22 protein-coding genes and 1 riboswitch are annotated in these 24,255 nt (G+C 39.7%); of the genes, 5 read left to right on the forward strand and 17 right to left on the reverse strand.

Going from position 1 to position 24,255, the window contains the following annotated elements:
- Positions 1-31: 31 nt before the first annotated feature.
- The 4 genes from AAAT26_RS06150 to AAAT26_RS06165 all read right to left on the reverse strand — a co-directional run bounded on the left by AAAT26_RS06150 (position 32) and on the right by AAAT26_RS06165 (position 4,568).
- A complete protein-coding gene (locus AAAT26_RS06150) occupies positions 32-1,390 on the reverse strand; it encodes a PFL family protein (RefSeq protein ID WP_004697539.1) in 1,359 nt (452 codons plus the stop codon).
- Between the two features lie 8 nt (positions 1,391-1,398).
- Entirely contained in the window at positions 1,399-1,674 is a 276-nt protein-coding gene (locus AAAT26_RS06155) for an ACT domain-containing protein (protein WP_004695058.1), read from the reverse strand.
- A 134-nt stretch (positions 1,675-1,808) separates the two neighbouring features.
- Positions 1,809-3,446, reverse strand: coding sequence for a phosphoglucomutase (locus tag AAAT26_RS06160; protein ID WP_004695057.1), 1,638 nt, complete (start codon positions 3,444-3,446; stop codon positions 1,809-1,811).
- A 165-nt stretch (positions 3,447-3,611) separates the two neighbouring features.
- Positions 3,612-4,568, reverse strand: coding sequence for a YitT family protein (locus AAAT26_RS06165; RefSeq protein ID WP_004697517.1), 957 nt, complete (start codon positions 4,566-4,568; stop codon positions 3,612-3,614).
- 205 nt (positions 4,569-4,773) lie between these two features.
- On the opposite strand from AAAT26_RS06165, the gene ispE reads away from it, so the two are divergent.
- From ispE to AAAT26_RS06185, 4 genes are all read left to right on the forward strand, one after another.
- Positions 4,774-5,670 (forward strand): 4-(cytidine 5'-diphospho)-2-C-methyl-D-erythritol kinase, encoded by an 897-nt coding sequence (ispE, locus tag AAAT26_RS06170; protein WP_004697538.1) that lies wholly within the window; start codon positions 4,774-4,776, stop codon positions 5,668-5,670.
- Positions 5,667-6,359 (forward strand): GntR family transcriptional regulator, encoded by a 693-nt coding sequence (locus tag AAAT26_RS06175; protein WP_004697535.1) that lies wholly within the window; start codon positions 5,667-5,669, stop codon positions 6,357-6,359. The genes ispE and AAAT26_RS06175 overlap by 4 nt, the downstream gene beginning before the upstream one ends.
- A 140-nt stretch (positions 6,360-6,499) precedes the next feature.
- Positions 6,500-7,960: an alanine/glycine:cation symporter family protein gene (locus AAAT26_RS06180; protein ID WP_077707638.1), complete on the forward strand. Its 1,461-nt coding sequence runs from the start codon at positions 6,500-6,502 to the stop codon at positions 7,958-7,960.
- Between the two features lie 353 nt (positions 7,961-8,313).
- Positions 8,314-9,570, forward strand: a complete 1,257-nt coding sequence (locus tag AAAT26_RS06185) for a Glu/Leu/Phe/Val family dehydrogenase (RefSeq protein WP_004695052.1) — start codon at positions 8,314-8,316, stop codon at positions 9,568-9,570.
- Between the two features lie 121 nt (positions 9,571-9,691).
- On the opposite strand, the gene AAAT26_RS06190 is transcribed toward AAAT26_RS06185, so the two are convergent.
- From AAAT26_RS06190 to AAAT26_RS06215, 6 genes are all read right to left on the reverse strand, one after another.
- Positions 9,692-10,183 carry a QueT transporter family protein gene (locus AAAT26_RS06190; RefSeq protein WP_349208995.1) on the reverse strand — a complete coding sequence of 164 codons (492 nt, stop codon included), beginning with the start codon at positions 10,181-10,183 and terminating at the stop codon, positions 9,692-9,694.
- 472 nt (positions 10,184-10,655) lie between these two features.
- Positions 10,656-11,345 carry a 7-cyano-7-deazaguanine synthase QueC gene (gene queC, locus AAAT26_RS06195; RefSeq protein WP_024061589.1) on the reverse strand — a complete coding sequence of 230 codons (690 nt, stop codon included), beginning with the start codon at positions 11,343-11,345 and terminating at the stop codon, positions 10,656-10,658.
- Between the two features lie 68 nt (positions 11,346-11,413).
- Positions 11,414-12,169: an exodeoxyribonuclease III gene (locus tag AAAT26_RS06200; RefSeq protein WP_004695049.1), complete on the reverse strand. Its 756-nt coding sequence runs from the start codon at positions 12,167-12,169 to the stop codon at positions 11,414-11,416.
- Positions 12,170-12,319: 150 nt separating this feature from the next.
- Positions 12,320-12,547 (reverse strand): hypothetical protein, encoded by a 228-nt coding sequence (locus AAAT26_RS06205; protein WP_008602417.1) that lies wholly within the window; start codon positions 12,545-12,547, stop codon positions 12,320-12,322.
- A 13-nt stretch (positions 12,548-12,560) separates the two neighbouring features.
- Entirely contained in the window at positions 12,561-13,379 is an 819-nt protein-coding gene (locus AAAT26_RS06210) for a sulfurtransferase (RefSeq protein WP_008602416.1), read from the reverse strand.
- 51 nt (positions 13,380-13,430) lie between these two features.
- Complete coding sequence (locus AAAT26_RS06215; RefSeq protein WP_315296633.1) at positions 13,431-13,595, reverse strand: hypothetical protein; 165 nt, start codon at positions 13,593-13,595, stop codon at positions 13,431-13,433.
- 314 nt (positions 13,596-13,909) lie between these two features.
- Between AAAT26_RS06215 and AAAT26_RS06220 the strand changes: the two genes are divergently transcribed.
- On the forward strand, positions 13,910-14,839 hold the full coding sequence (locus AAAT26_RS06220; RefSeq protein WP_008602411.1) for a DUF3829 domain-containing protein: 930 nt from the start codon (positions 13,910-13,912) through the stop codon (positions 14,837-14,839).
- 67 nt (positions 14,840-14,906) lie between these two features.
- Here AAAT26_RS06220 and AAAT26_RS06225 read toward each other — a convergent pair whose 3' ends face one another.
- The 7 genes from AAAT26_RS06225 to potE form a co-directional block, all read right to left on the reverse strand.
- On the reverse strand, positions 14,907-16,460 hold the full coding sequence (locus AAAT26_RS06225; protein ID WP_287531289.1) for an ABC transporter substrate-binding protein: 1,554 nt from the start codon (positions 16,458-16,460) through the stop codon (positions 14,907-14,909).
- 386 nt (positions 16,461-16,846) lie between these two features.
- Positions 16,847-17,662, reverse strand: a complete 816-nt coding sequence (locus tag AAAT26_RS06230) for an ABC transporter ATP-binding protein (protein ID WP_004697532.1) — start codon at positions 17,660-17,662, stop codon at positions 16,847-16,849.
- Positions 17,655-18,452 (reverse strand): ABC transporter ATP-binding protein, encoded by a 798-nt coding sequence (locus AAAT26_RS06235; RefSeq protein ID WP_004695041.1) that lies wholly within the window; start codon positions 18,450-18,452, stop codon positions 17,655-17,657. Before AAAT26_RS06235 ends, AAAT26_RS06230 begins: the two co-directional genes overlap by 8 nt.
- Before the next feature lie 12 nt (positions 18,453-18,464).
- Positions 18,465-20,033, reverse strand: coding sequence for an ABC transporter substrate-binding protein (locus tag AAAT26_RS06240; RefSeq protein ID WP_349208996.1), 1,569 nt, complete (start codon positions 20,031-20,033; stop codon positions 18,465-18,467).
- 173 nt (positions 20,034-20,206) lie between these two features.
- Positions 20,207-21,028: a nickel transporter permease gene (gene nikC, locus AAAT26_RS06245; RefSeq protein WP_004695039.1), complete on the reverse strand. Its 822-nt coding sequence runs from the start codon at positions 21,026-21,028 to the stop codon at positions 20,207-20,209.
- Positions 21,028-21,966, reverse strand: a complete 939-nt coding sequence (gene nikB, locus AAAT26_RS06250; RefSeq protein ID WP_004697516.1) for a nickel ABC transporter permease — start codon at positions 21,964-21,966, stop codon at positions 21,028-21,030. Before nikB ends, nikC begins: the two co-directional genes overlap by 1 nt.
- A 144-nt stretch (positions 21,967-22,110) precedes the next feature.
- A riboswitch (cobalamin riboswitch) is annotated at positions 22,111-22,298 on the reverse strand.
- Between the two features lie 402 nt (positions 22,299-22,700).
- Positions 22,701-24,032: a putrescine-ornithine antiporter gene (gene potE, locus AAAT26_RS06255; protein WP_004697529.1), complete on the reverse strand. Its 1,332-nt coding sequence runs from the start codon at positions 24,030-24,032 to the stop codon at positions 22,701-22,703.
- Positions 24,033-24,255: the final 223 nt, after the last annotated feature.

The following is a 24,255-nucleotide window of genomic DNA, read 5'->3' on the forward strand; positions in this document are numbered from 1 at the left end:
ACACCTCCAACAAGTAGGTTGTAAAAACGGATTAGTTCGTTAAGCTACGAATAGGAGCAGGAATTCTGCCACCACGGGCGATGAACTCGGCTGCACTATATGGACTCACTTCGATAATAGGAGCATAACCTAATAATCCACCAAATTCAACAACCTCTCCAACAGTCTTACCAGGTACAGGAATTACACGAACCGCAGTTGTCTTATTATTAATCATACCAATTGCTGATTCATCTGCAATGATAGCAGAAATGGTGTCAGCAGTAGTGTCTCCAGGAATAGCAATCATATCAAGCCCTACAGAACAAACACATGTCATGGCCTCTAATTTATCAAGTGTCAAACTACCACAGGATACAGCATCAATCATGCCTGCATCTTCCGAGACAGGAATGAATGCACCACTAAGACCACCTACGTGAGAGGAAGCCATAAGACCACCTTTTTTCACCGCATCATTAAGTAATGCTAGTGCCGCTGTAGTGCCATGACAACCACAAGAGGACAAGCCCATTTCTTCAAGAACATGAGCTACAGAGTCACCTACAGCTGGCGTTGGCGCCAAAGATAAATCAATAATACCAAATGGTTTACCTAGGCGGCGAGATGCCTCTTGGGCTACCAATTGACCTACGCGCGTGATTTTAAAAGCAGTACGTTTAACCGTTTCTGCTACAACGTCAAAGGATTGACCTCGAACGGATTCAAGCGCATGTTTTACAACGCCCGGGCCAGATACACCTACAGAAATAGCACTATCCCCTTCTGTTACCCCGAAGAAAGCACCCGCCATAAATGGATTATCCTCTACAGGATTACAGAATATTACGAGCTTAGCACAACCAAGAGCATCATTATCCTTTGTAAGCTCTGCAGTTTTCTTAACGATGATTCCCATGTCTCGCACTGCGTCCATGTTAATACCAGTTTTAGTAGAGCCCACAGCAACAGAGCTACAAACGATATCCGTAGTTGCCAGCGCTTCAGGAATAGAGTCAATCAAAATGCGGTCAGCTCGAGTGGCGCCCTTTGTTACAAGCGCAGAAAAGCCGCCAATAAAATTAACACCTACAGTTTTTGCAGCACGATCCATAGCTTCCGCCACAGGAACATAAGATGTTAAATCACTACCTCCTGCAACTAAAGAAATGGGTGTTACAGAAATACGCTTATTGATAATAGGGATGCCGAATTCTCGCTCAATATCTTCCCCTGTAGATACAAGATGTTCTGCCTCTTTTGTAATACGGTCATAAATACGGTCACATAGCTCTTTACCAGAACTAGATGCACATTCAAGCAAGCTAATTCCCATCGTAATAGTACGAACATCAAGCTTGTTATCGTGAATCATCTGATTCGTTTCTAAAATATTGTCGATAGATAACATAGTGCCTCCTATCCTACACGGTGCATGCTCAAGAAAATATCAGCATGTTGTGCACGGATTTCAACACCTAGTTCTTTACCTTGAGTCGTCAAAGCCTCTTGGATAGCTGTAAGATTTTTCATATCTTCAGACTTGGTTTCACACATCATAATCATATTGAAAACGCCATCGAGGATGGTCTGATTAATGGACATAATATTTACACCGTAGTTAGCGAGTACAGTACTAACTCCAGCAATGATACCAACGCGGTCTACGCCGACAACGGTAACAACTAATTTCATAACATCACCTTCTCTAAGCACTACAAACTATATAGCCAGTATAGGGCATTCAATAAACTATATTAATATATTATAACACATTTATTATTTTTCATGAGTGAAATCTTTATGAGTTTTCTAGTGAAAACAACATGTTACACTTCGTCAGACAAAGCACTTGTTACAATCTCTTCACCAGCAGTTAACAATGCGATAAGACCTTTATCCCCTTTATAGCTTTCACCATAAATTTTATATAAATCTTCAGTACCAGATGGACGTGCTACAAACCAGCCCGTTTCCGTTTCCACACGAACGCCATCGATAGGCATATCTTTATACAGAGAAGTAGTGCGAACATTAGTAATCGCATCACCATCTACTTCGGTAGCCGTAATGGAGCTTGCATTTAATTGTTTCAACTTAGCCTTGGCCGCCTTTGTACAAGGTGCATCAATACGACCAAATCGAGGATCGCCACACCCTACAACAAGATTATTATAGAGACGGTCAACAGTAGCCCCCATAACGGCATACATTTCCATCGCAAGGAGAGCCATTACCATGCCATCTTTATCAGTAGTCCATACGGTACCGTCTTTTTTAAGGAACGATGCACCAGCAGATTCTTCACCGCCAATGCCAATCTCACCATCGAATAATAGGGAACTAAAATATTTAAAACCTACTGGAACCTCATAAACAGGAACCTCTTTACTAGCAGCCCATTTATCAATCATAGTGGTACAAACAACGGTTTTACCGACCCCTTTATTTGTCCAACCACGAGTCGTAAACAAATAATCCGCCGCAGTCACAAGGAATGCGTTTGGAGAAGCTAGCCCATACGGACTAACGATACCATAGCGGTCATAATCAGGGTCATTCCCAACAGCGAGATCATAATTACCAATTTGTTTAATTACGTCAGCCATGGCATATTCAGATGAACAATCCATACGTACCTTACCATCATGGTCATAGGTCATAAAGCTAAAGGTCGGATCATACTCATCATTAATAATATCTAGGTTTAGATTATACCGCTCTTTAATAGCACGCCAATAACCTAGCCCACTACCACCGAGAGCATTAACGAGGACCTTAGGTTTTGCACTTTGGATTGCCTCCATATTAATGATAGAAGATAGTTCTTCTACATATAGACCTTTATAGTCATATGGAACCTGTTGGTCGGGTTCAATATTGTCGATACTAATACGTTTAAATCCTTCTAATTCACAATATGCGTGAACATATTCATTGGCACGTGTTTCAATCCATTTAGTAATCAACGTATCCGCTGGACCACCATTGGTAGCGTTATACTTAATGCCACCATTATCTGGAGGATTATGAGACGGCGTAATCACGATACCATCAGCCTTATCATCGTGGCTTTCATTATAACGAATAATAGCACGAGATATAGATGGTGTCGGCACGAAATCCATATCGGAATCAACCATTGCAGTTACACCATTGCCAGCAAGGACCTCTAGAACCGTCACAAGGGCTGGCTGAGATAAAGCATGTGTATCTTGACCGACGAAAATCGGACCTGTAGCGCCGAATTGACCACGGCCATCACAAATAGCCTGTGTAATAGCGGCCACATGTAAATCTGTAAACGTACTATTTAAAGATGTACCGCGATGGCCAGATGTGCCAAAGGATACGAGTTGTGTCGGATCTGTAATATCCGGAGCATTATCAAAATATGCATCCACAAGGGTTTGCACATCGATAATATCTTGTTCTTGTACAGGCGTACCTGCTAATTTGTGAGTCATAGAAACCTCTAATCTTATCTTGAGGGCAAGCCCTCTCATTTTACAACCTTGATATTCGATCAATTACATTAAATTATTTCCAAAATGTATGTATCATTCATAAAATATTATATTTACACATAATTAATATAAGATGACAACAGCCAGAGATTTTATCATAATTCTTTATTTTGATTTATTACAACTATTTTCATCTATATCTATTACAACATTATTGTTCGCTTCGGTAGTTCTATCTTTTGATTTCAGCTGTTTAGATATTTCCGCAGGAACAATAGGTTGAGTAAAACCTTGCCCGATAACCTCTTGGGCATCAGTAATCAAGATAAACACATTTGGGTCCGCTTCTTGAATAACCTCTTTCAATTTATTTACCTGCAGCAAGTTGACTGCAACCATCACAATTTGCTTAGGCGTCCGTGTATAGGCACCAATACCATTAATAATAGTGGCACCACGACCAACCTTATTGATAATACACTCACATACTTCATCGGTGCGATAGGTAATGATAAAAGCAACTTTACGTTGATTAAAGCCGATTACCACCTTATTTGTAATAATAGTATACACATACACACTGATAAGAGTTACAGCTACCGCTTCAAGTCCAACAACGCCGACAGCAACTAAGAGGATGGCACAGTTGATAGCGCTATTAATGGACCCCATTTGAAGGCCATAATATTTACGAACGATAAGTGCAATTGGATCAAGGCCTCCTGTATTACCACCTACACGGTAGACGATACCAAGCCCTAGTCCAGTTGTGATACCTGCCATCATAGAACTGAGTAGTGGATCCTTAATAATCATGTCATATTGCAAGAAACTAAACAGATCAATCATCCACGATAACATGAGCGTACCATACAAGGTATTAAGCACTACACGTTTACCAAGCCACTTCCAAGCAGCCCAAAATATAGGGACGTTCAAAATAACGTTCCAAGAACCAACGGATAATCCCGTTAGATAATACAAAATCAACCCTACCCCACTAATACCAGTACTAACCAGTTTGTGAGGTAGTACAAAGGCATCTAAACCAGCACCAAAAATTGCACAACCAATAGCAACTATGACACATTGATAGACAACATCTTTATACTTGGCGAACATAGCTCCCTCCAAATTGCCATTTCACTATAAATATTCTATAATGAACTAATTAAAACATACGCTGTTTACAATGCTTTTAATAATCAAACAACAGGTATATACAAAATCATCATAAACCACTTAATGGTTATTTTCAATCACTTTATAACAGTATAAAATAAACATATAAACTGCATATATTTTGTACATTACAAACGAGGCTATTATGAGTAAAAGTTTTGAGCAACTCGGTTGCAGCAAAATTAATATTGGGCTTGCTATTACAGGCAAGCGTGACGATGGATACCACGACATCGATTCTATATTTCAATCGATTCGCCTTAGTGATTCTATTTATTTCGCTAAGCATCATTCCGTAGTATTTTCTGGTGGCGCTCCCGAATTGCCTGACTACATGCAAAAACTCGTAAGCTATGGAGAAGATAATCTCGCGCTCAAAGCGTTACGCGCCATACAGGCCTATACGGGTTGTAAAGCCGGTGCCGCCATCCACCTATTAAAACGCGTTCCTATTCAAGCGGGTCTTGGTGGCGGTAGTGCAGACGCAGCAGCCATGTTATTAGGTCTCAACCGCTTTTGGGACTTACGGCTCACACAAGAGGAACTTTTAAATATTGGTGCCTCACTAGGATCTGATGTGCCGTTCCTACTACAAGGTGGTACAGCTCGCGGAACTGGTCGTGGCGAAGTGTTAACCTATAGCCAATCGCCAGAAGCACATTGGCTATTACTAGTAAAGCCAAAGGTATCTATTTCTACAGCGGTTGCTTATGGTCGCTTCAACGGTAAATCTAATGCCACCGCAAAAACAATCGATACCGTTCTGAATCATCTTCAGAATAATGATTTACAATCTGCTTTCACTAGTAGCGCTAATACTTTCGAAGAATTATTATTCCCAGATCACGAAGAACTAGGAATATGTAAGGAGTTTTTCACCAACCGTGGTTACCCAACCATCATGACAGGAAGCGGTCCTACGATGGTAGTATTACTTAACAAACCTATGGAAGCCTTACAATTACAAGAAGAGATTAAAGCAGCTGGTCATGATTGGCTGTCACTCATTACTAAAACATGTACACAGGAGGACTTAGTATGACAAAACGGTTACAACCTATACGACTCGATGCGTATAAACCACTAAGAGAAGTGGTAAGTGAAACATTGCGTCAAGCCATCCAAGATGGGGTGTTAAAACCTGGGGAGCGCCTCATGGAAATTCCCCTTGCCGAAGAGTTAGGTGTAAGTCGTACCCCCATTCGTGAAGCCATACGTAAACTAGAACTAGAAGGCTTTGTCGTTATGGTTCCTCGTCGCGGTACCTACGTTGCCAACATATCTTTAAAGGATATCACTCAAGTATTTGAAATTCGCTCTGCCCTTGAAGAACTTGCAGCAGGCCTTGCAGCAGAACGCATTACAGAAGAGGAAATCGAAACGCTGGAAAGAATGCTCGTAGAAATTGGCGATCATATGGAAAACAAAAATATGGAATCCGTCGTCGCTGCGGATGTAGAGTTCCACGAAGTCCTCTACCGCGCTTCTCGTAACGAAAGATTGGCTGATATTGTTCACAATTTACGAGAACAAACCTACCGTTTCCGCAGTTTCTCCATGAACCAACCAGGTCGTCTTAGAAAAACTTGGGAGGAGCATCGTCAATTAGTGGAAGCCATTGCCTCTCACAATGCTGCGCAAGCTCGCAAACTAGCTCGAATTCACATGGAACATTCTGAACAAACCTTGTTGCAAGGAATGGAAGAGTCACAAGAATTTACTAAGGCATAAACAACATCCTACAAAAATACTATATAAAGCAAAAATCCTTCCTATTTGTGAAGGATTTTTGTTTTACATAGTCTATAGAAATTGATACAATATCATTGATTAGTATGAAATATGGATTTTTTATAAGAAAGGGAGTTTTTATGGAAGCAATGCTCAATGATGCTATATCCACCATAAACGGTTATTTATGGAGTTATTTCATCATTTTTATTCTTATCGGCGCAGGTCTCTTCTTTACGATGACAACGAATTTTGTACAAATTCGCATGATTAAAGAAATGATTCGCCTCGTAATTAACGGCGCAGGTAGCTCTACAGAAAAGAACCATGTATCCTCATTTCAAGCATTCTGTGTTAGTACCGCATCTCGTGTAGGTGTTGGTAACATCGCAGGTATAGCTATTGCCGTTGTACTTGGTGGCCCTGGTGCTATTTTCTGGATGTGGGTTATCGCACTCATCGGTGCTGCCACGGGCTTCATCGAGTCTACATTAGCACAAATCTACAAAGAACCTGTTGCTAAGGGCGGTTTCTATGGCGGACCAGCTTACTATATTCGGTATGGTCTAAACAACAAGGCATTATCTGTTCTATTTGCTATTTTAATCAGTATTACCTATGGTTGGATTTACAATTCTGTACAAGCCAATACTTTGGCTGCATCTCTCCAGGTATTTAACCTTGATGTGTCCTATACAGGCGCTGTAGTAGCAGTCCTTCTTGGTATTATCATATTCGGTGGTATCAACCGCGTTGCAAAAGCATCTGAAATCATTGTTCCTATCATGGCGATTCTATACATTGCTACTGCGTTATTTGTGGTAATTATGAATATCACCCAATTTCCACATGTAATCTATACTATTTTCTCCTCCGCATTCGAGCCTGTTGCAGCAGGTGGGGGCTTATTAGGTGCTACTGTTATGAATGGTATCAAACGGGGGCTCTTCTCTAACGAAGCCGGTGAAGGTTCTGTTCCAAACGCAGCCGCTACGGCAGCTGTTAACCACCCTGTGGAACAAGGTCTTGTACAAGCATTCGGCGTATTCCTTGATACATTCATCATTTGTACAGCTTCTGCTTTCATCGTACTCATCGTGGGTGATTACAGCACTACAGGTCTAACAGGTATTGCTCTTGTACAACATAACCTAGCTCAACAACTTGGTTCTTGGGCGCCTACAGCCGTAGCCATTTTCATCGTTATGTTCTCCTTTAGTTCCTTAATTGGCAACTATTACTACGGTGAAATCAATATCAGCCACTTAACAAATAAACGATTCTACCTACATTTGTTCCGTATTGGCGTAATTCTTATGACATTTGTTGGCTCTGTTGCCTCTCTAGATCTCGTATGGAACCTAGCCGATTTATTCATGGCTTTCTTAGTATTAACTAACGTAAGTTCCATCGTACGCATGGGGCGCACAGCAGGTCTTGCCCTCGATGACTATATCAAACAACGCAAGGCAGGTATTGAAACGCCAGTATTTAACCGTTCTATTCTAAACCACACGTACGGCATCGTATGGTGGGGTGATGGTCAAACTACAGACTCCTCCGTACCTCCTACTCCAATTGAAGATACTGTGGAAAAATAAAATATATTGACGTATGAGGCTGGTGAAAGTATCTTTCACCAGTCTTTTTCGTATAATCTTTAAAATAGTTTATTAGTACATACAAAAAGGTCTATTTTTTTCAGAATATAAATCTTTATTCTTTTTGTAAAAGTATCCATTTTCATAGATAAAAACATCGTTCATTAGCAAATTGTACTGTGATAAAGATCATAGTAATTATCTATATTTTTACAACTTTTACAGGTCAAAAACTATAGAATATATTTATGAAAATATAAAGGGTATTCTGTTTACAATGTCGAATACTTAAGTATGCGATAAAATTAGCATTAATTAAACTATTAATTTACTCTATTATCCAGGAGGTAATTATGAGCGGTTATAACCCATATGAAAACATGTTAAACACATTAGACGTAGCAGCTGAAAAGCTCGGCTATACTCGTAGTGAATACGAAGTGTTACGTCACCCAGAACGAGAACTAAAAGTAGCAGTTCCTCTTCAACTCGACAATGGCGAAGTTCGCGTATACGAAGGTTATCGTTGCCAACATTCCACATTGCGTGGCAGTGCTAAAGGGGGTCTTCGCTTCCATCCAGATTCTGATGAAAACGAAGTTCGTGCATTGGCAGCTTGGATGACTATTAAAAACGCGATTGCTAACATCCCTTATGGCGGTGGTAAAGGGGGCATCAAAGTTGATCCAAAAACGTTAAACCCTCGTGAATTAGAACGCTTAACTCGTAACTTCGTACGCCGTATTGCACCTATCATCGGTGTTAATACAGACGTCCCTGCACCAGACGTAAATACGAATGCTCAAATCATGAGCTGGATTGCTGACGAATACAGCACATTAAAAGGTGAATGGAGCCCAGGTATCGTTACAGGTAAACCAATCGAAGTAGGCGGTTCCTTAGGCCGTAATGAAGCGACTGGTCGCGGTTGCCTCATCGCATTGCAAAGCTATCTTGCTAAGAAAAACTTGGATATCAAAAACCTTACTGTTGCAGTTCAAGGCTTTGGTAACGTAGGTTCCGTAGGCGCTCGTCTCATTGCACAAGCAGGTGCAAAAGTTGTGGCTATCGGCGACGTAAGCGTTAACATCTACAATCCTAACGGTCTCGATGTTGAAAAAGCATACGAATATGCTAACTCCCATGGTCGTTCCCTAGAAGGTTACAGCGAACCAGGCATGACTACAATTGGACCTCAAGAGTTATTGGCTCAACCAGTTGATGTATTATACATGGCAGCCCTTGAGAACCAATTAAACAAAGACAACATGGAAAATATCCAAGCTAAAATCATCTTGGAAGGCGCTAATGGTCCTACTACTAATGATGCGGATAAATACTTCTATGAAAAAGGCATCGACATCATCCCTGACGTTCTTGCTAACGGCGGCGGCGTAGTTGTATCCTACTATGAATGGGTACAAAATAAAGCAAGCTTCTACTGGACTGAAGAAGAAGTTAATGAAAGATTAACTAAGAATATGCAAAATAGCTTCGAAGCTGTTTGGGAGATGCAACATAAATACAATGTACCTCCTCGTCAAGCAGCGTACATGGTTGCTCTTGAACGCCTCGTAGTCGAAACTAGATGGCGCGGCTATAACTGTTAAATTCCCATACCTCCATACATTTTAGCCATAAAAAAGGCGTAAGCTTGATTTGAGCTTACGCCTTTTTATTTGTATTCGTTAATGCTCCATATGAATGGAAATTAACGCCCTCTCTTTAGTTTTATTTGAAAGCACCTAATAAGGCAGCCATGCTAGGACGACTAATTAAGGCTTTCACCAATACAGAACCAAGAATCGCTGGAATAGTTTGACCCACGATAAGATTCAACACTAATGGCCAGTACGGTAGACCAAGTAATGGGCTGAGCCACATTGGTACACATAGTGCAGGCACAAAGACAATGGGAAGCGTTGCCCACCAAGCACTAAGGCCAAGGTTGCGCATTCCTACGATAATGCCAGTCGTCAATACGCCCACACCAAAGCCCCCTACCATATCGAAGATACCAAGACCACCGAATAAGAAGTTAGAAATGAGGTTGCCAATCCCCATGGGAATCACCAAGAACGGAAAGGCATAAGCAAGTGCATATAATGATGTTGCTATACGAATTTGATACGCCCCGAAGGAAACGCTTTGCGTTACATACAATACAACGATGTACAATGCCACAACCATGGCAGAAATAGTCAATTTGCGTGTAGAAATCATAACACTCACCTCCTCAAAATAAAAAAGCATGGCAAAACTACCATGCTTACAATGCTTATGAATTTCCGTAGTTTTGTTTAGAGACAGGATGGTTTCAAACTGTCTTATTTAGTTGTCGCCTTTAGGCAGTACTAATATTAGCATATATCTAATATTTTCGCAATCAATTTAGATTTAAGCGGACTTTTTAGGGCTAACTACTATTAGTATTAAGTTTGTAAGGTCGGGGTGGTGGCAGATACCTTTCCTCATCGCTCCACTGGCGAACCGGTCATCGGCCGAAGGCCTCGACCTGCCAAAGTCGCTCTTTGAAAAGGTATCTGCCACCACTTCAAATTTAGCAACTCTACTTATACCCTAATACTAGTGACGTACAAGTCCGCCTTAAATCACATATACATGCTACTCTATTAGAATATATGTAAAGTAGCCGCCTAAAAGGCGACTACTTGTCTAAGCCAGTTTATGGGAATTATAGTGCTGGGTCTTCGACTCCGTTTGCGTGGAAGGCTTTGGCTCTGTCGATACAGGTGCCGCAGTGTCCGCATGGTTTGTCTCCGCCTTCGTAGCAGGACCAGGTAAGGTGGTATGGTACGCCGAGGCGTAGGCCTTCTTTTACGATGTCTGCTTTATTAGAGTTAATAAAGGGTGCTTCTAAGGAGCATTCTTTACCGGATCCTTCAAAGATGGCGTCCCCCATGGATTTGTAGAATTGTTCTGTACAGTCAGGGTATGCATTGCCTGCCGCATCATCACTGTGAGCACCGTAGTAGATATAGCCGCAGTCTAAAGATAGTGCCAAGGATGCTGCGGCGGATAGGAATAGACCATTTCTAAACGGTACATAAGTGCTTACTGTACCTTCACCTTTTGCATCTTGTTGTTCTTTGTAGGAACCTTGTGGAATATCTTCACTAGATTGTACTAATAAAGAGCAGTTACTAAAGGCAAATAGCTTAGCAACATCCATCGTTTTACCTTCCATACCGTAGTACTCTAAAATAGCTATAGCAGCCTCTAATTCCTTACTATGTTTTTGACCATATTGAATCGATAAGGGTACCACATTATCTTTGCCAAATCGTTCAATAGCAAGGGCTAAACAAGTAGTACTATCTACACCTCCGCTAAATAGAACGACAGCTTTTTGTTTTTGAGCCATAGTATCTCCTTTTCTATCACAACAGCCTCATCCGTAGATGAGGCTGTACTTTTATATTCACTAAAATTTTATAGATCAATAACCAATTCTACTGGACAGTGATCAGAGCCAAAGATTTGTTGATGAATCTTCGCTTCTTGGATTTTATCATCAAGGCGTTTGGATGTGATGAAATAGTCAATTCTCCATCCTGTATTCCGTTCACGAGCTTTCCCCATATAGGACCACCAGCTGTATTGCTCAATAGCATCTGGATAGAGGTGACGGAATGTATCTGTAAAGCCTGCCCCTAAGAGTTCTGTCATCTTTGCACGTTCTTCATCGGAGAAGCCTGCATTTTTACGGTTTGTCTTAGGATTTTTTAGGTCGATTTCTTGATGGGCTACATTGAGATCACCACATAGAATGACAGGCTTTTTCTTATCTAATTCAAGTAGATAATTACGGAATGCGTCTTCCCAAGTCATACGATAATCAAGGCGAGCTAATTCACGTTGGCTATTCGGTGTATAACAGCATACCAAATAGAAATTATCGTATTCAGCAGTGATAACACGGCCCTCTTGATCGTGTTCTTCAATACCGATGCCATTAGTTACGGACAATGGCTTAATACGCGTGAATACAGCCGTGCCACTATAGCCTTTCTTAACTGCACTATTCCAATATTGCTCATACCCTGGCAACTCCAAAGAAATTTGATCGGGTTGCAATTTTGTTTCTTGCAGGCAGAAAATATCTGCATCTAATTCATTAAAGGATTCCATGAAACCCTTTGTTACAGCGGCGCGGAGGCCGTTTACATTCCAAGAAATTAATTTCAATTCTTACTCCTTTATAATACTTCTTTATAATACTTCGCATCAATCTAATACTATTCACCGTATTTAACTTGGTGAAAGTCTCTTTCACATAGAATATACGTCAAGTTTTTGCTTAATGTAAGCTAATCTAAAGATTATATGTTAGCAATACTACTGCTTTTTATGTTTCTTAGCATGTCTTGCTTCTGCACGAGCCTTACGGGCGTTTTCGTTGGCTTTAAGATCACTTTCACGTTTCTCACGGAAATAGTTAGCCACCGCCGACAAGACAAGAATCACTAATACAGTTACATTAAACATACCAGGTCCAAAGGTATAGATGTGATAACACAAATAACCAAAGGCAACGACTGTTAGTAATTGTTTTAATAGATTCATTCGCCCTCCTAAGTTAGTTTAATGTTTCTACACCTGTACTAAGCGGGAAGCCTTCATACGTTACCCAGTCACTAGAACTACCAACATATAAAGCAGATTCAAGTCCTACTTCACTCATGGTTAACAACGCATTGCAGGCAGTCACACCAGACCCACAGTACGTTACAACTGGCCTATTTTGGTAGATTTCGTTGTAATACTCAGCCTCTAAATCTTTCAAGGATTTAGGACCATCTACGGTATAGCCACTTTCATAAAAATGATTAACAGCCCCAGGAATATGCCCTGTCATACCATCCATCGTATCCACTTGAGATCCATCATAACGGAATGGCGCACGAGCATCAATAATAACATGATCTCCGCTTTCACTAGCCTTGAGCACCTCATCGCGACTCATAACCATATCCGTTTGCAACTCGTAGTTAAAAATAGATGGTTCAGCAGGTAACGGGGTCGGCTCTTTAGTTAAGAGATGGCCCTCTCGAACCCATCGTTCAATACCACCGGATAAAACGCGTACATCTGTTAAGCCCATGTAACGTAACGTCCACCAAAGACGGCCCGCTAAGAATAGCCACGAATCATATACTACAACCTTTGAGTTACGAGTGATGCCATAAGACTCAAAGGTATGAGCTAACTGTTCCATATCTGGCAATGGATGACGACCACCATGCTCGCCTAAAGGACCAGTCAAATCCTTGTCTAAATCTACCGCATAAGCCCCCTTAATATGGCCTTTTTTATAATCTTGATACCCTCTAGCATCTAAAATGATGACCTCATCGAAACAAGCTAATAATTCTTTAGGAGTGATAAAATTTGACATGTTGTACTCCTTTCTTTGATTATATCGAAAAATACAAATCTTTTAATATTATTATATACGACTATAGCGGGATATACAATTGAAAGCTACTGATATTAAAAACTCATCACAATTGCGTAACCCATCTTCAATGGCAGATAATTCATTACGCCCTTCCCCATTAGCAATAAGTTCCGAAGATGTAGCAAAATTGATTAATTGATTCGATTCTGACATAACGAACTCCCTATATAATGAATACTATACTTGCTATTATACCAGCCGCAGCTACAACGTCTAGAGAGTATATAGTTTTACTTTTAAAAGTATATTTTTATAACAGCTTACAGCCTCATTCATCGTTTAATCGCTAATTATAAATATAAATACATGTCCAAATCTAACATTTTCATCTATTCCTTATAATGATCGTATCTATACGTCTTTTTTGCCACGTAAAGTTGTGATATAATGTAAATAATTACTCTTAGGACATTAGTCTGTCCAAATGGATCCAAAAGAGTTAGTGTGTTTTCAAGGAGCGTGCGCAGTTGAAAAAGGGGTACATCAAGTTAATAGCAGCCATTGTGCTCGGTGCTGCTATTATCGGTGGTGGGATCTATGGGGTGTATACACTCTTATCATCCAATACAACGACAATTTTATATCGATCAACCGTTGACGATAAAATCAACGCCATACGACCTTATATTGTTGCATTAGATGCATATAACTCATACAGTGTAGCCTATGCTAACCAATTACAGCCAACTCTTGAAGAGTTGCGCAATGGGTCTCATAATACGACGATTACCTTACCTAAATATAAGGAACTTAAAGCTGCATTAGAGGTAGCAAAACAAGATAGTTCTACACCCTACGAAGACGTAAACCAAGCGACAAATGACGTCCTCGTAGTACTTGATCAAATTATTCCTATTGCTGATCAGTTGCAATCTTACTATGTGGAACGTCGTTATGAAAAGGATAATTATAAAGGTAGCGATGAGCTAGCAGCTCAATATGTACCTTTAGCAGAACAGTTCTACGCTACATATAATGCATTAGACTTAGCTTTAGATAATCGTAATAATGAGCTTTATAACGAACGCATGACTGAGTATCAGGGAGAAAAGCGGGAAAATGCGGTTAACTTTATAGAGATAAATCTCATAACAGCACAAACTATTGACCTTATTGATCCAGATGGGAATACAGACACCCAAAAGGTAGAATCAAACTTACAACAAATTACACAACGCCTCAATAAATTACAACCTGGTACTACACCAGAAGTACAAAATGCGGTAAGAGAGTATCAAGACTCAGTAAAAGAATTTGTTGCAGAGGCACGCAACTACATTATTATCAACTCATCTTATGGCGAAGCTTATACGCAATTATTTACCAAGTATAATAAAATGATTGGCAAGGCCAATGCAGTTAACATGGCAGACTTAGATGTAACAGAAAAAAAATAATATTTAGATAACACAAAGGACTAGCCCATGCGAGCTAGTCCTTTTATTTTTATGTAAGCAGCAAACTTTATTTCTTTTTCAAATCTTTTGTAATGATGTAATATTCAGACGGTGTTATCTTGATACCATCAATATGTTTATTACCTACAATATTAATTTTAGGATACCCAAGGAATAATGCTACAGCGTTATCTAACATCAGTTGTTGGGCATTGATAACCGCATTACGACGCACCACTGGATCGCTACTACTTTCACCAAGAGCCAACAATTCATCGAAACGAGGATTAGAGAAGCCAGAGCCATTAGTTTCAACGCCTATACCCCAATATTGTTTCAAGAACCATACTGGTTGACCCGTATTAGCGGTTACAACACTGGAGATAATCATATCATAATCACCAGATTGAGATAATGTGTCGATAACCGCATAATCTACGATTTTAATTCGTAAATCTACACCGATTTTTTTGTAGTCCGCTTGCAATGCTTCCGCATATAATGGCAATTCAGGACGAGTTGTGTAGGCATAAAAATCAAGTACGAGGTTTTCACCGTCTTTATCTACAATACCGTCGCCATTTGTATCTTCATAACCTTCACGTTTCAATAATTCTTTAGCACGTTCTACATTATATTTATTAGGATCACGCAATTGGTTAAAGCCATAGTCTATGGATGGTGGCAATGGAGCCTTACCGGCTACGAAGGTATCCTTCATGAGGTTCTTCGCATAAGACTCACGGTCTGCTGCTGCAATGAGGGCTGCACGAAGATTAGGATTCTGTAGTTTCCCTTTTTGCCCCATACGAACAAATACGTCACGCAAGGAAGCCACTTCATAGATAGTGAATTTCTTATCATTTTGGAAGATACTATATTCACCAGGTCCAATGTTAACGGCCATATCTACATCGCCCGCTTGTAACGCCATAGCACGAGTATTCGCATCATTAATAGATGGGATTTCAACCTTAGCAAAGCCTGCCTTGCCATCCCAGTAATTATCATTGCGCTTTAGTTCAGCACGCTCTTTTGTGAAAGAGGATACTACATATGGACCAGTACCAATAGGACCTTCCTTTGCAATATCACGACCATTCGCCTCTGCTGTCACATCCATAATCAAAAACAATGGATCTCCTAACAAGTTGGGCAAATTATAATATTCCTTGTCAGTCTTGATGGTCAACTCCTGACCGTTAGCAGTAATTTCTGTATAGTTAAAGAACGTTTTTGCTCGTTTACTTTTAGCAAAAGTTCGTTCTAAAGATGCTTTTACCGCCTCAGCTGTCAAACTATTACCATTTGAGAATTTAACTTTATCATTGATGGTGAAAGTCCATGTTAACTTGTCATCACCTTGCTTCCAAGAGGTGGCAAGCCAAGGCGTTGCTTTCATTTGATCATCAAACTTGATAAGCGTTTCACCTATACCAAATCGTACAACGGCCCAACTAAAATAATTTTCCGTTGGTTCTAATGTGCCAGCAAAACTAATAGCCCCTACCTTTAATACATCATTAGATGAAGCAGAATCTTGATTCATACAACCAATAGTCCCGAGCATAGTCACACCAAGGGTCATACCAATTAGTAAAGCCTTGCGTAATCCTTTCATTTATACACCTAACCTTTCTACACACATTAACTATCTATTTATACTCAGATACTCACTATTTTTTGCATTAACATAATCTAGTAAATATAACCTGCTTTTACAATAGTTAATATAAAGAGAATCTATGTACATCACTTCATATGAGCATATCTTATTATACCCATAGGGGTATATTTTATACAGTCAACTATACTATATATTAGGTGTTAACACAATGTATAATTTGAGAAACATTTCAATATATCTATTAAAAAATTTCATATCTTAACTATGCATAAAAATAGCAGTTAGTCTTGAAACTAACTGCTATTTTAAGTTTACCTATCCGATGTAACTCTCTACATTTCAAATTTATACTTTTGAAATTTTGAAAGTAAATTTTCCTATTAAGCTTCTAATGCAGCCTCATCCAAGGTAAGCGGCTTATGATCTTGACCAATTTCAAAGATAGAGCTCAATAAAACCTTTGTATATGGATGTTTTGCATCCGCCAAGTGGAAAGCATCTAGTTCTTCAACGATAGCACCTTTGTACATTACGACCACCTTGTGGCACATAGTACGAATAAAGGCAATATCATGAGCAATAAATAGGTATGTTAAATTTTTCTTTTTTTGTAAACGCGCCAAAAGGTACGCAATGGAGTCTTGTACAGATACATCTAGGGCACTAGTAGCCTCGTCTAACACGAGGATTTCGGGCTCTAAAACGATAGCACGAGCAATGGCAACACGTTGGCGTTGACCACCAGACATTTCATGAGGATAGCGATGCATAAACTCGCGAGGTAAATCTACCATTTCCAGGTAGTCACCTGCGATTTGCTCTTCTTTTCCCTTTTCAAGAAGACCAAAATTATAAAGTGGCTCAAGAATGATATCTTTAACCTTCATACGTGGGTTAAAAGCTGCAGATGGATCTTGGAATACCATTTGAATCTTTTTACGATATTCTTTCGTTTGTTCAGAATTCATATGTTGAATCTCTACACCCTCTACATAAATCTCGCCTTCCGTAATAGGAAGCATTTTCATGATCATACGAACCAATGTTGTTTTCCCAGAGCCAGATTCCCCTACAATCCCAAGGGACTGACCTTTTTCGAGAGTTATATTAATATCCTTACATGCTTCAAGCTCACCACCAGTAGGAAGTGGGAATCGTTTACATACATTCTTAATTTCTACTGCGTAATTAGTCAATGTAACGACCTCCTCCCAATGTTGGCACAGCGTCTTTTAGTTGTTTCGTATATTCATTAGATGGATTTTCCAAAATGTCTTGTGGGGTTCCAGCATCTACAACACGGCCCTTTTTCATAACAATAATATAGTCAGACATATACGCTGCTACACCAAGGTTATGAGTTACCATGACTATTGCAGAATTATGCTCTTTAGCTAGTTCAAGCATTTGCATAACCACTTGAGATTGTGTTGTTACATCGAGTGCAGATGTCGGTTCGTCACCGATGAGTAATGCTGGGTCCAATGCTAACGCCATAGCAATACCAACACGTTGACGTTGACCACCAGATAATTCGTGTGGATAACGGCGCAATATATCCGCTCCATTAGGAAGAGATACAGATTCTAATAACTCAATTGCTCGTCGATCACATTCATCATTAGTGATTTCAATATGAGATGTAAACAATTCTCTAAATTGTTTACCAATGCGAACAATTGGATCTAATGCACTACCACTATCTTGGAAAATCATAGCCATATCTTTACCACGTATGGCTCTCCATTCTGACTTAGATAGGGTACGAAGGTTGTGACCGTTAAAGATCATTGTACCGTCTGTAACCTCACCACCTACAGGTAATAAACCCATGAGGGCCCGGATTACAGTAGTTTTACCGGATCCGGACTCACCTACAATGGTTAATACCTTACCGCGTTCCAAGGTAAAGTTCACATCCATAACAGCAGGCACACCTTGGTACGCAATGTTAAGGTTTTCTACAGTTAGTATGTTTTCTGCCATTATAGCTCCTCACTATTTTGTAATTTTGTTAGTAATCCAGTAGTAATCACTTGGGTACATTACAGCACCTTTCAAGTAAGAACATGTAACGATATTAGTTTTAGGATAGCCTAAGAATAATGCAGCACCATCATTCATCAACAATTGTTGAATTTGCATTGCGTAATCACGACGTTTTGCTGGGTCGAATTCAGTTTCAGCTGCATCTAACAATTGGTCAACTTGTGGATTGGAGTAACCAGAACCATTTTGAGGGTTGGAGCCATTGTTGTTAGTGTGCCAATAGTTAGCCAAGAACCAGATTGGATCACCTGTATTAGCTGTTACAATGTTGGAGATAAGCATATCATAGTCGCCGTCTTGACCCATTTTATCGATCAAGTTATAGTCAACTGTTTTGATTTTCATATCGATGCCAACCTTTTTAAGGTCTGCTTGAACAGCTTCTGCATAAAGTGGTAATTCTGCACGAGAGTTATATACTATGAAGTTGAATGTTAATGGTTTGCCATCTTTATCAAGGATCCCATCGCCATCAGTATCTTTCCAACCATCTTCAGCCAACAATTGTTTAGAACGTTCAGGATTATACGCATTAGGATCTTTCAAATCGTTGAAGCCATAGTCCATGGATGGTGGAATTGGAGCAGAACCAGGAATAAATGTACCTTTTAACAATACATCAGCATAGTTTTTACGGTCTGTTGCAGAGATAACTGCAGCACGAACTTTGTCATCCCCAAGAATACCTTTTTGATTAATACGGGCCAATACGACACGAAGAGATGCGATTTCATCTACTTTGAATTTATCATTGCCTTGGAATAAACCAATTTCACCAGGACCGATGTTAACAGCCATATCTACGTCGCCAGATTGTAAGCTCAAAGCACGCGTATTAGGGTCATCGATGGAAGGAATTTCTACAGTTTTAAATGGTACTGTACCATCCCAGTAGTTTTCGTTCGCAGCCATTTCAGCACGTTCTTTAGTGAAGGATTTAACTACATATGGGCCTGTACCGATAGGACCTTCCTTCGCAAAGTTACGGCCATCTTTTTCAGCTTGAACGTCAACGATTAGGAACAACGGATCCGCTAAAAGGCCAGGCATATTAGGATATTCTTTTGTTGTATGAATAACTAATTGTTGACCATTAGCTTCCATAGAGTCATATTCGAAGAATGTTTTCGCACGATTAGACTTTGCAAAAGCACGTTCAATAGACGCCTTTACAGCTGCTGCATCAACTTTTTTACCATTGGAGAATTTCACCTTATCATTGATTGTGAAAGTCCACGTTTTATGGTCTGGGGATACTTCCCATTTAGATGCAATCCATGGTTGAGGTTTCATTTGTTCGTCAAACTTAGCCAATGTTTCACCTACACCATAGCGCATTACAACCCATGCGAAGAAGTTTTCTGTAGGTTCTAATGTGGATGCGAAGTTAGTAACGCCTACTTTTAATACATCTTTGTTAGCAGCACCATTATTATCAGACCCACAACCAGCTATGAAGGAACCCATCATTACAATACTAAGACCTGCTAAAAGGGCCTTTTTCCAAGATTTTTTCATGTAAAATCTCCTTGTACAATTACATACAAAACATAAAAACATTTAAACATCAAGACTATGATAATCCAAAATAGTCAGTGATGGAAAAACCATTATTTATACCTATTCACATAGAAGCTTTTACAAGAGAAATTACCACCAAAAGCTTTCAAAACATGAATAGATATACTATATTATCCTTGATTTTTTGGATCCACTACATCTCGTAAGGAGTCAGACCAAAGATTAAAAATAGCAACCACGATAAGGATGGACATACCAGGGAATGCCATGAGCCATGGACTCGTTTGCAAGTACTGGCGACCCTCGTTAAGCATAAGACCCCATTCTGGAGTCGGTGGCTGAGCACCAAAGCCAAGGAAGGATAAACCTGCTACCTCAATCATGATAGCCCCGATATCTAATGCACCTGTTGTAATAACGAGAGGCATAATATTAGGAATGATATGACGTCTGATGATGGCCGTCGTAGATGCGCCCATCATAACAGCAGCCGTTACATATTCCTCACCGCGCACCTTGAGCGTCATAGAACGTACAATACGAGCATATTTTGCCCAACCTACAACAGATAAGGCTAAAATCGTATTTACAATGCTACCACCTAGAATACCAGCAATAGCAATAGCCAATACGATACCAGGGAATGATAACATGATGTCTGCTAAACGCATAAGAACCATTTCAACTTTACCGCCAAAATAGCCTGCTATAGCACCGATGATAGTACCAATGCTCACCATGATAACGACGATGGATACGCCCATGAACAAGGATAATTGAGTACCATAAATGATACGAGATAATACATCACGTCCTAATTTATCTGTACCAAACCAATGTTGGCTGCTTGGTGCTTGCAATGCCTGACTTATATTTGAGGTGAAAGCATCGCCCGGTGCAAGCCAGGGTGCAAAGATAGCGATGAGAACAATGATAATCATCAACCCACTATAGAAAGAGAACAATTTATGTTTTTGAATAAATTCTGCCATTATGCTCTCTCCCTTTTCAATCTAGGGTCTAATAAGATATATGATGCATCAACCAATGCGTTAATACACATATATGCTAAAGCAACCCACAACACAAAACCTTCAATCAATGGATAATCGCGCATAGTAATAGCATAAATTGCCATATTCCCAAGTCCCGGCCAAGAGAATACCATTTCTACGACTGCCACACCACCTAGTAACCAACCAATAACAACACCAAGAATAGTGATGAGTGGTAACACCGCATTAGGTAAAATATGACCGAATAAAATTTTTATCTCACTAACACCGCGAGCACGAGCGCCAATAACATAATCCTTTTGCATTTCCTCAAGGATAACTAGCCGCACTTGACGCATGTATTTAGACCCAACAACAACTGCCAAAGTAATAGCGGGCAAAATAACACCAGACGCAGTCACTCGAGAGGATGCAATCGGTACAAGGCCCAATTTAAGACCGAAGATGTAAATCAGTACAAGACCTAACCAGAACGTAGGCATAGATACGCCTACGAAGGATAGAAATCTCAACACATAATCAACCCATTTGTTACGATTTAAGGCGCTTATAATACCTGCAGGCAATGCATAGAGCAGCGTAAATACTAAAGCCGTACCCGCTAACATTAATGTACCTGGTAAAGCCTCCAACATACGATCTACTACTGGTTTTTTAGCAGAATAACTCATCCCTAAATCACCTTGTGCGGCATTGACGACCCAGTTTGCATACTGTACTACAAATGGTTTATCTAACCCAAGCTGAGCTCGAGTTTCATCGATAAGCTCCTGAGATACGATAGTATCTGCCGTTTCAAGTAACATCGTTACTGGGTCACCTGGTGCTAAATAGGTGAGACAAAATGTCAAAAATGTGATGCCAAACAAGGTAACAATAAATTGCCCCAATTGTTTGACAAAGCGTTTGCCCATAGGCGCCTCCTAAACTCTCTAAACACTAACAACAATTCAAATGACAAACTAATGGTACTAGCTTTTTATATAGCGATGAAGCTTAAAGGCTAGGGAACGAAAAAAGGTTAGTCGCCCGACTAACCCAAATTAAGCACAGCATATGCATACCATGCCTTTAGAGCAGGCTTTCTGACTCTGATTCATCGCAACATTTCGGCCTTCCCAGTTTCCCAGTGACCCTATAATGAAACCTTGCTCCTCATTACAGCTATTTGCATAGTATGGGTTTTTCACCCATTTTCCTCTTTTACGCTCGGTAAATACCGACACTCACTAGTTCATTCATTTTTATCGATTATAAATATACTATATTAACACTCTATTTACAATACATATACCCCTTATGGGTATATGTATTTCGCATATTTTCAATATAATTTTTATACTGATAAAAAATATTGATTAATGATTAAATTCACAATCCTGCATAAAATTATATAAATTAACTTATATAAATAATTTTTTATTATATTTACTGTATATGACGGTATATATATTAATTTTAATAATAATAAAGCAATGTAAAAACTTTATTATAAAATCTTTTTATACACAGCAAAAATTTGATTAATAATAATACTCTTTATATTTTTTCATATCTAGCTCGCATTAATTATGAGTCTAATGCATGATTATGATAAAAAAGAGGCTATTACCAAGTAATAGCCTCTAATAAGACGAGATGTATTCAGTTAATCAATACTTTGTTGTAAGCGGTGTGCTCTGCGTGTATCCCACGCTTTACGCAAAACATAGATCACCAAGCCTATGCTTACTGCCACTGCGCTACCTACCATAGCATCAAAGCCACATGCGTAGATTGCATATAGGCAGTAAAGAACGCCTATACCGAACAAGTAATTAGAGCGTTTAATACGACTTTCAGCTACGCCAGCCATACGCATCATTGTAGGTACTGCCAAGATGCACAATACATACGGTACTACGTTAGTTACAACCGCTAAGTTTACTAGGATTTCAAACTGCTCACGCAAGGATTCGCTTGCAGTGAATAAAGTAAGTAATGTTTCAACAGCGAGTAAAATCAATACACCACGAACAGGAGCATCTTTGCTATTTACACGAGCGAATATTTTAGGGAAGTAACCATGTTCTGCTGCACTTTTGAAGACGCGAGACAATGTGAATTGCCAGCAAAGCAAAGCGCCAAAGCAAGAAATAACCATAGCAGCCATAACGATGTTTGCAATTGTATCATTGAACATGTATACGAATGTCAAACCGAATGGTGCGTTAGAATTTAATAAATCAACGTTAGGCACAATACCTGCCATAACGTTTGTGGACAAGATATAAACCACTGCCACTGCTAATGTACCCGCCACAGTTGCGATAGGTACGTTTTTCTTTGGATTCTCAACAGCATCAGCATTAGCCGCTGCGGACTCAAATCCTAGGAAGCCCCATAAAGTTAGGGAAATAGATTGTTTTACCGCATCATAAAGCGGAAGATCATTTGGGTTCCATGCCGCCCAATAGATAGATGGATCAAACCAATACCAGCCGATTGTACCGATTAATAAAACCGGAACAATAGAGCCCCAAATAGTCATATTGCTGAGTCGACCTGTGAAACGATTCCCTCTGAAGTTTAGAATCGCTGCAAACCACAAGAGCACAATTGTTACTTGACTTGTTTGTGTCGCATTGAGGTCAACACCAAAGAAAGCTGCGCCATAACCTACGGCAGATACCGCGATGGCGATATTAGCAATGATGAGAGATATGCTGTAAGCATAGCTCGCCATAAAATGTCCAGTTTTACCGAAGCGATGTTCTGCATAACCGCCCATGCCCCCTTGTTTTTGGGAGAACATACCCGCTTGAGCAAAAATATACGCTAGTAAAAGCGCACCCACAGCTGTCACGAGCCAAGATAAAACTGAAATAGTACCAACTTGAGCCAAATTAGTTGGTAACATAATGATCCCAGCTCCTAGCATATTGGCTGCTACCATTGTGGTTAGCTGGAATACAGACATTTTTTTAGCGGTGGTTTTCATGTATCAATCCCCTTTCACTAAGGTGAATTTTTTCTCGTCCATAATTCACTTAAAATATATATACCGCTAAGTAAATTCAGTTCGTGCTGTGATGGGCTTGAATGTGAATTTACCGTTTTTATTCTTATTACGAGTTAAATAATAACACCTATGAAACCAAAATAAAAGTACTTTATTGGCGGACAAGGCATATTACACGAATTGAATAAATCATAGGTAATTT

This window comes from Veillonella parvula, assembly GCF_040094895.1.
GTDB classification, from domain to species: Bacteria; Bacillota; Negativicutes; order Veillonellales; family Veillonellaceae; genus Veillonella; species Veillonella parvula_L.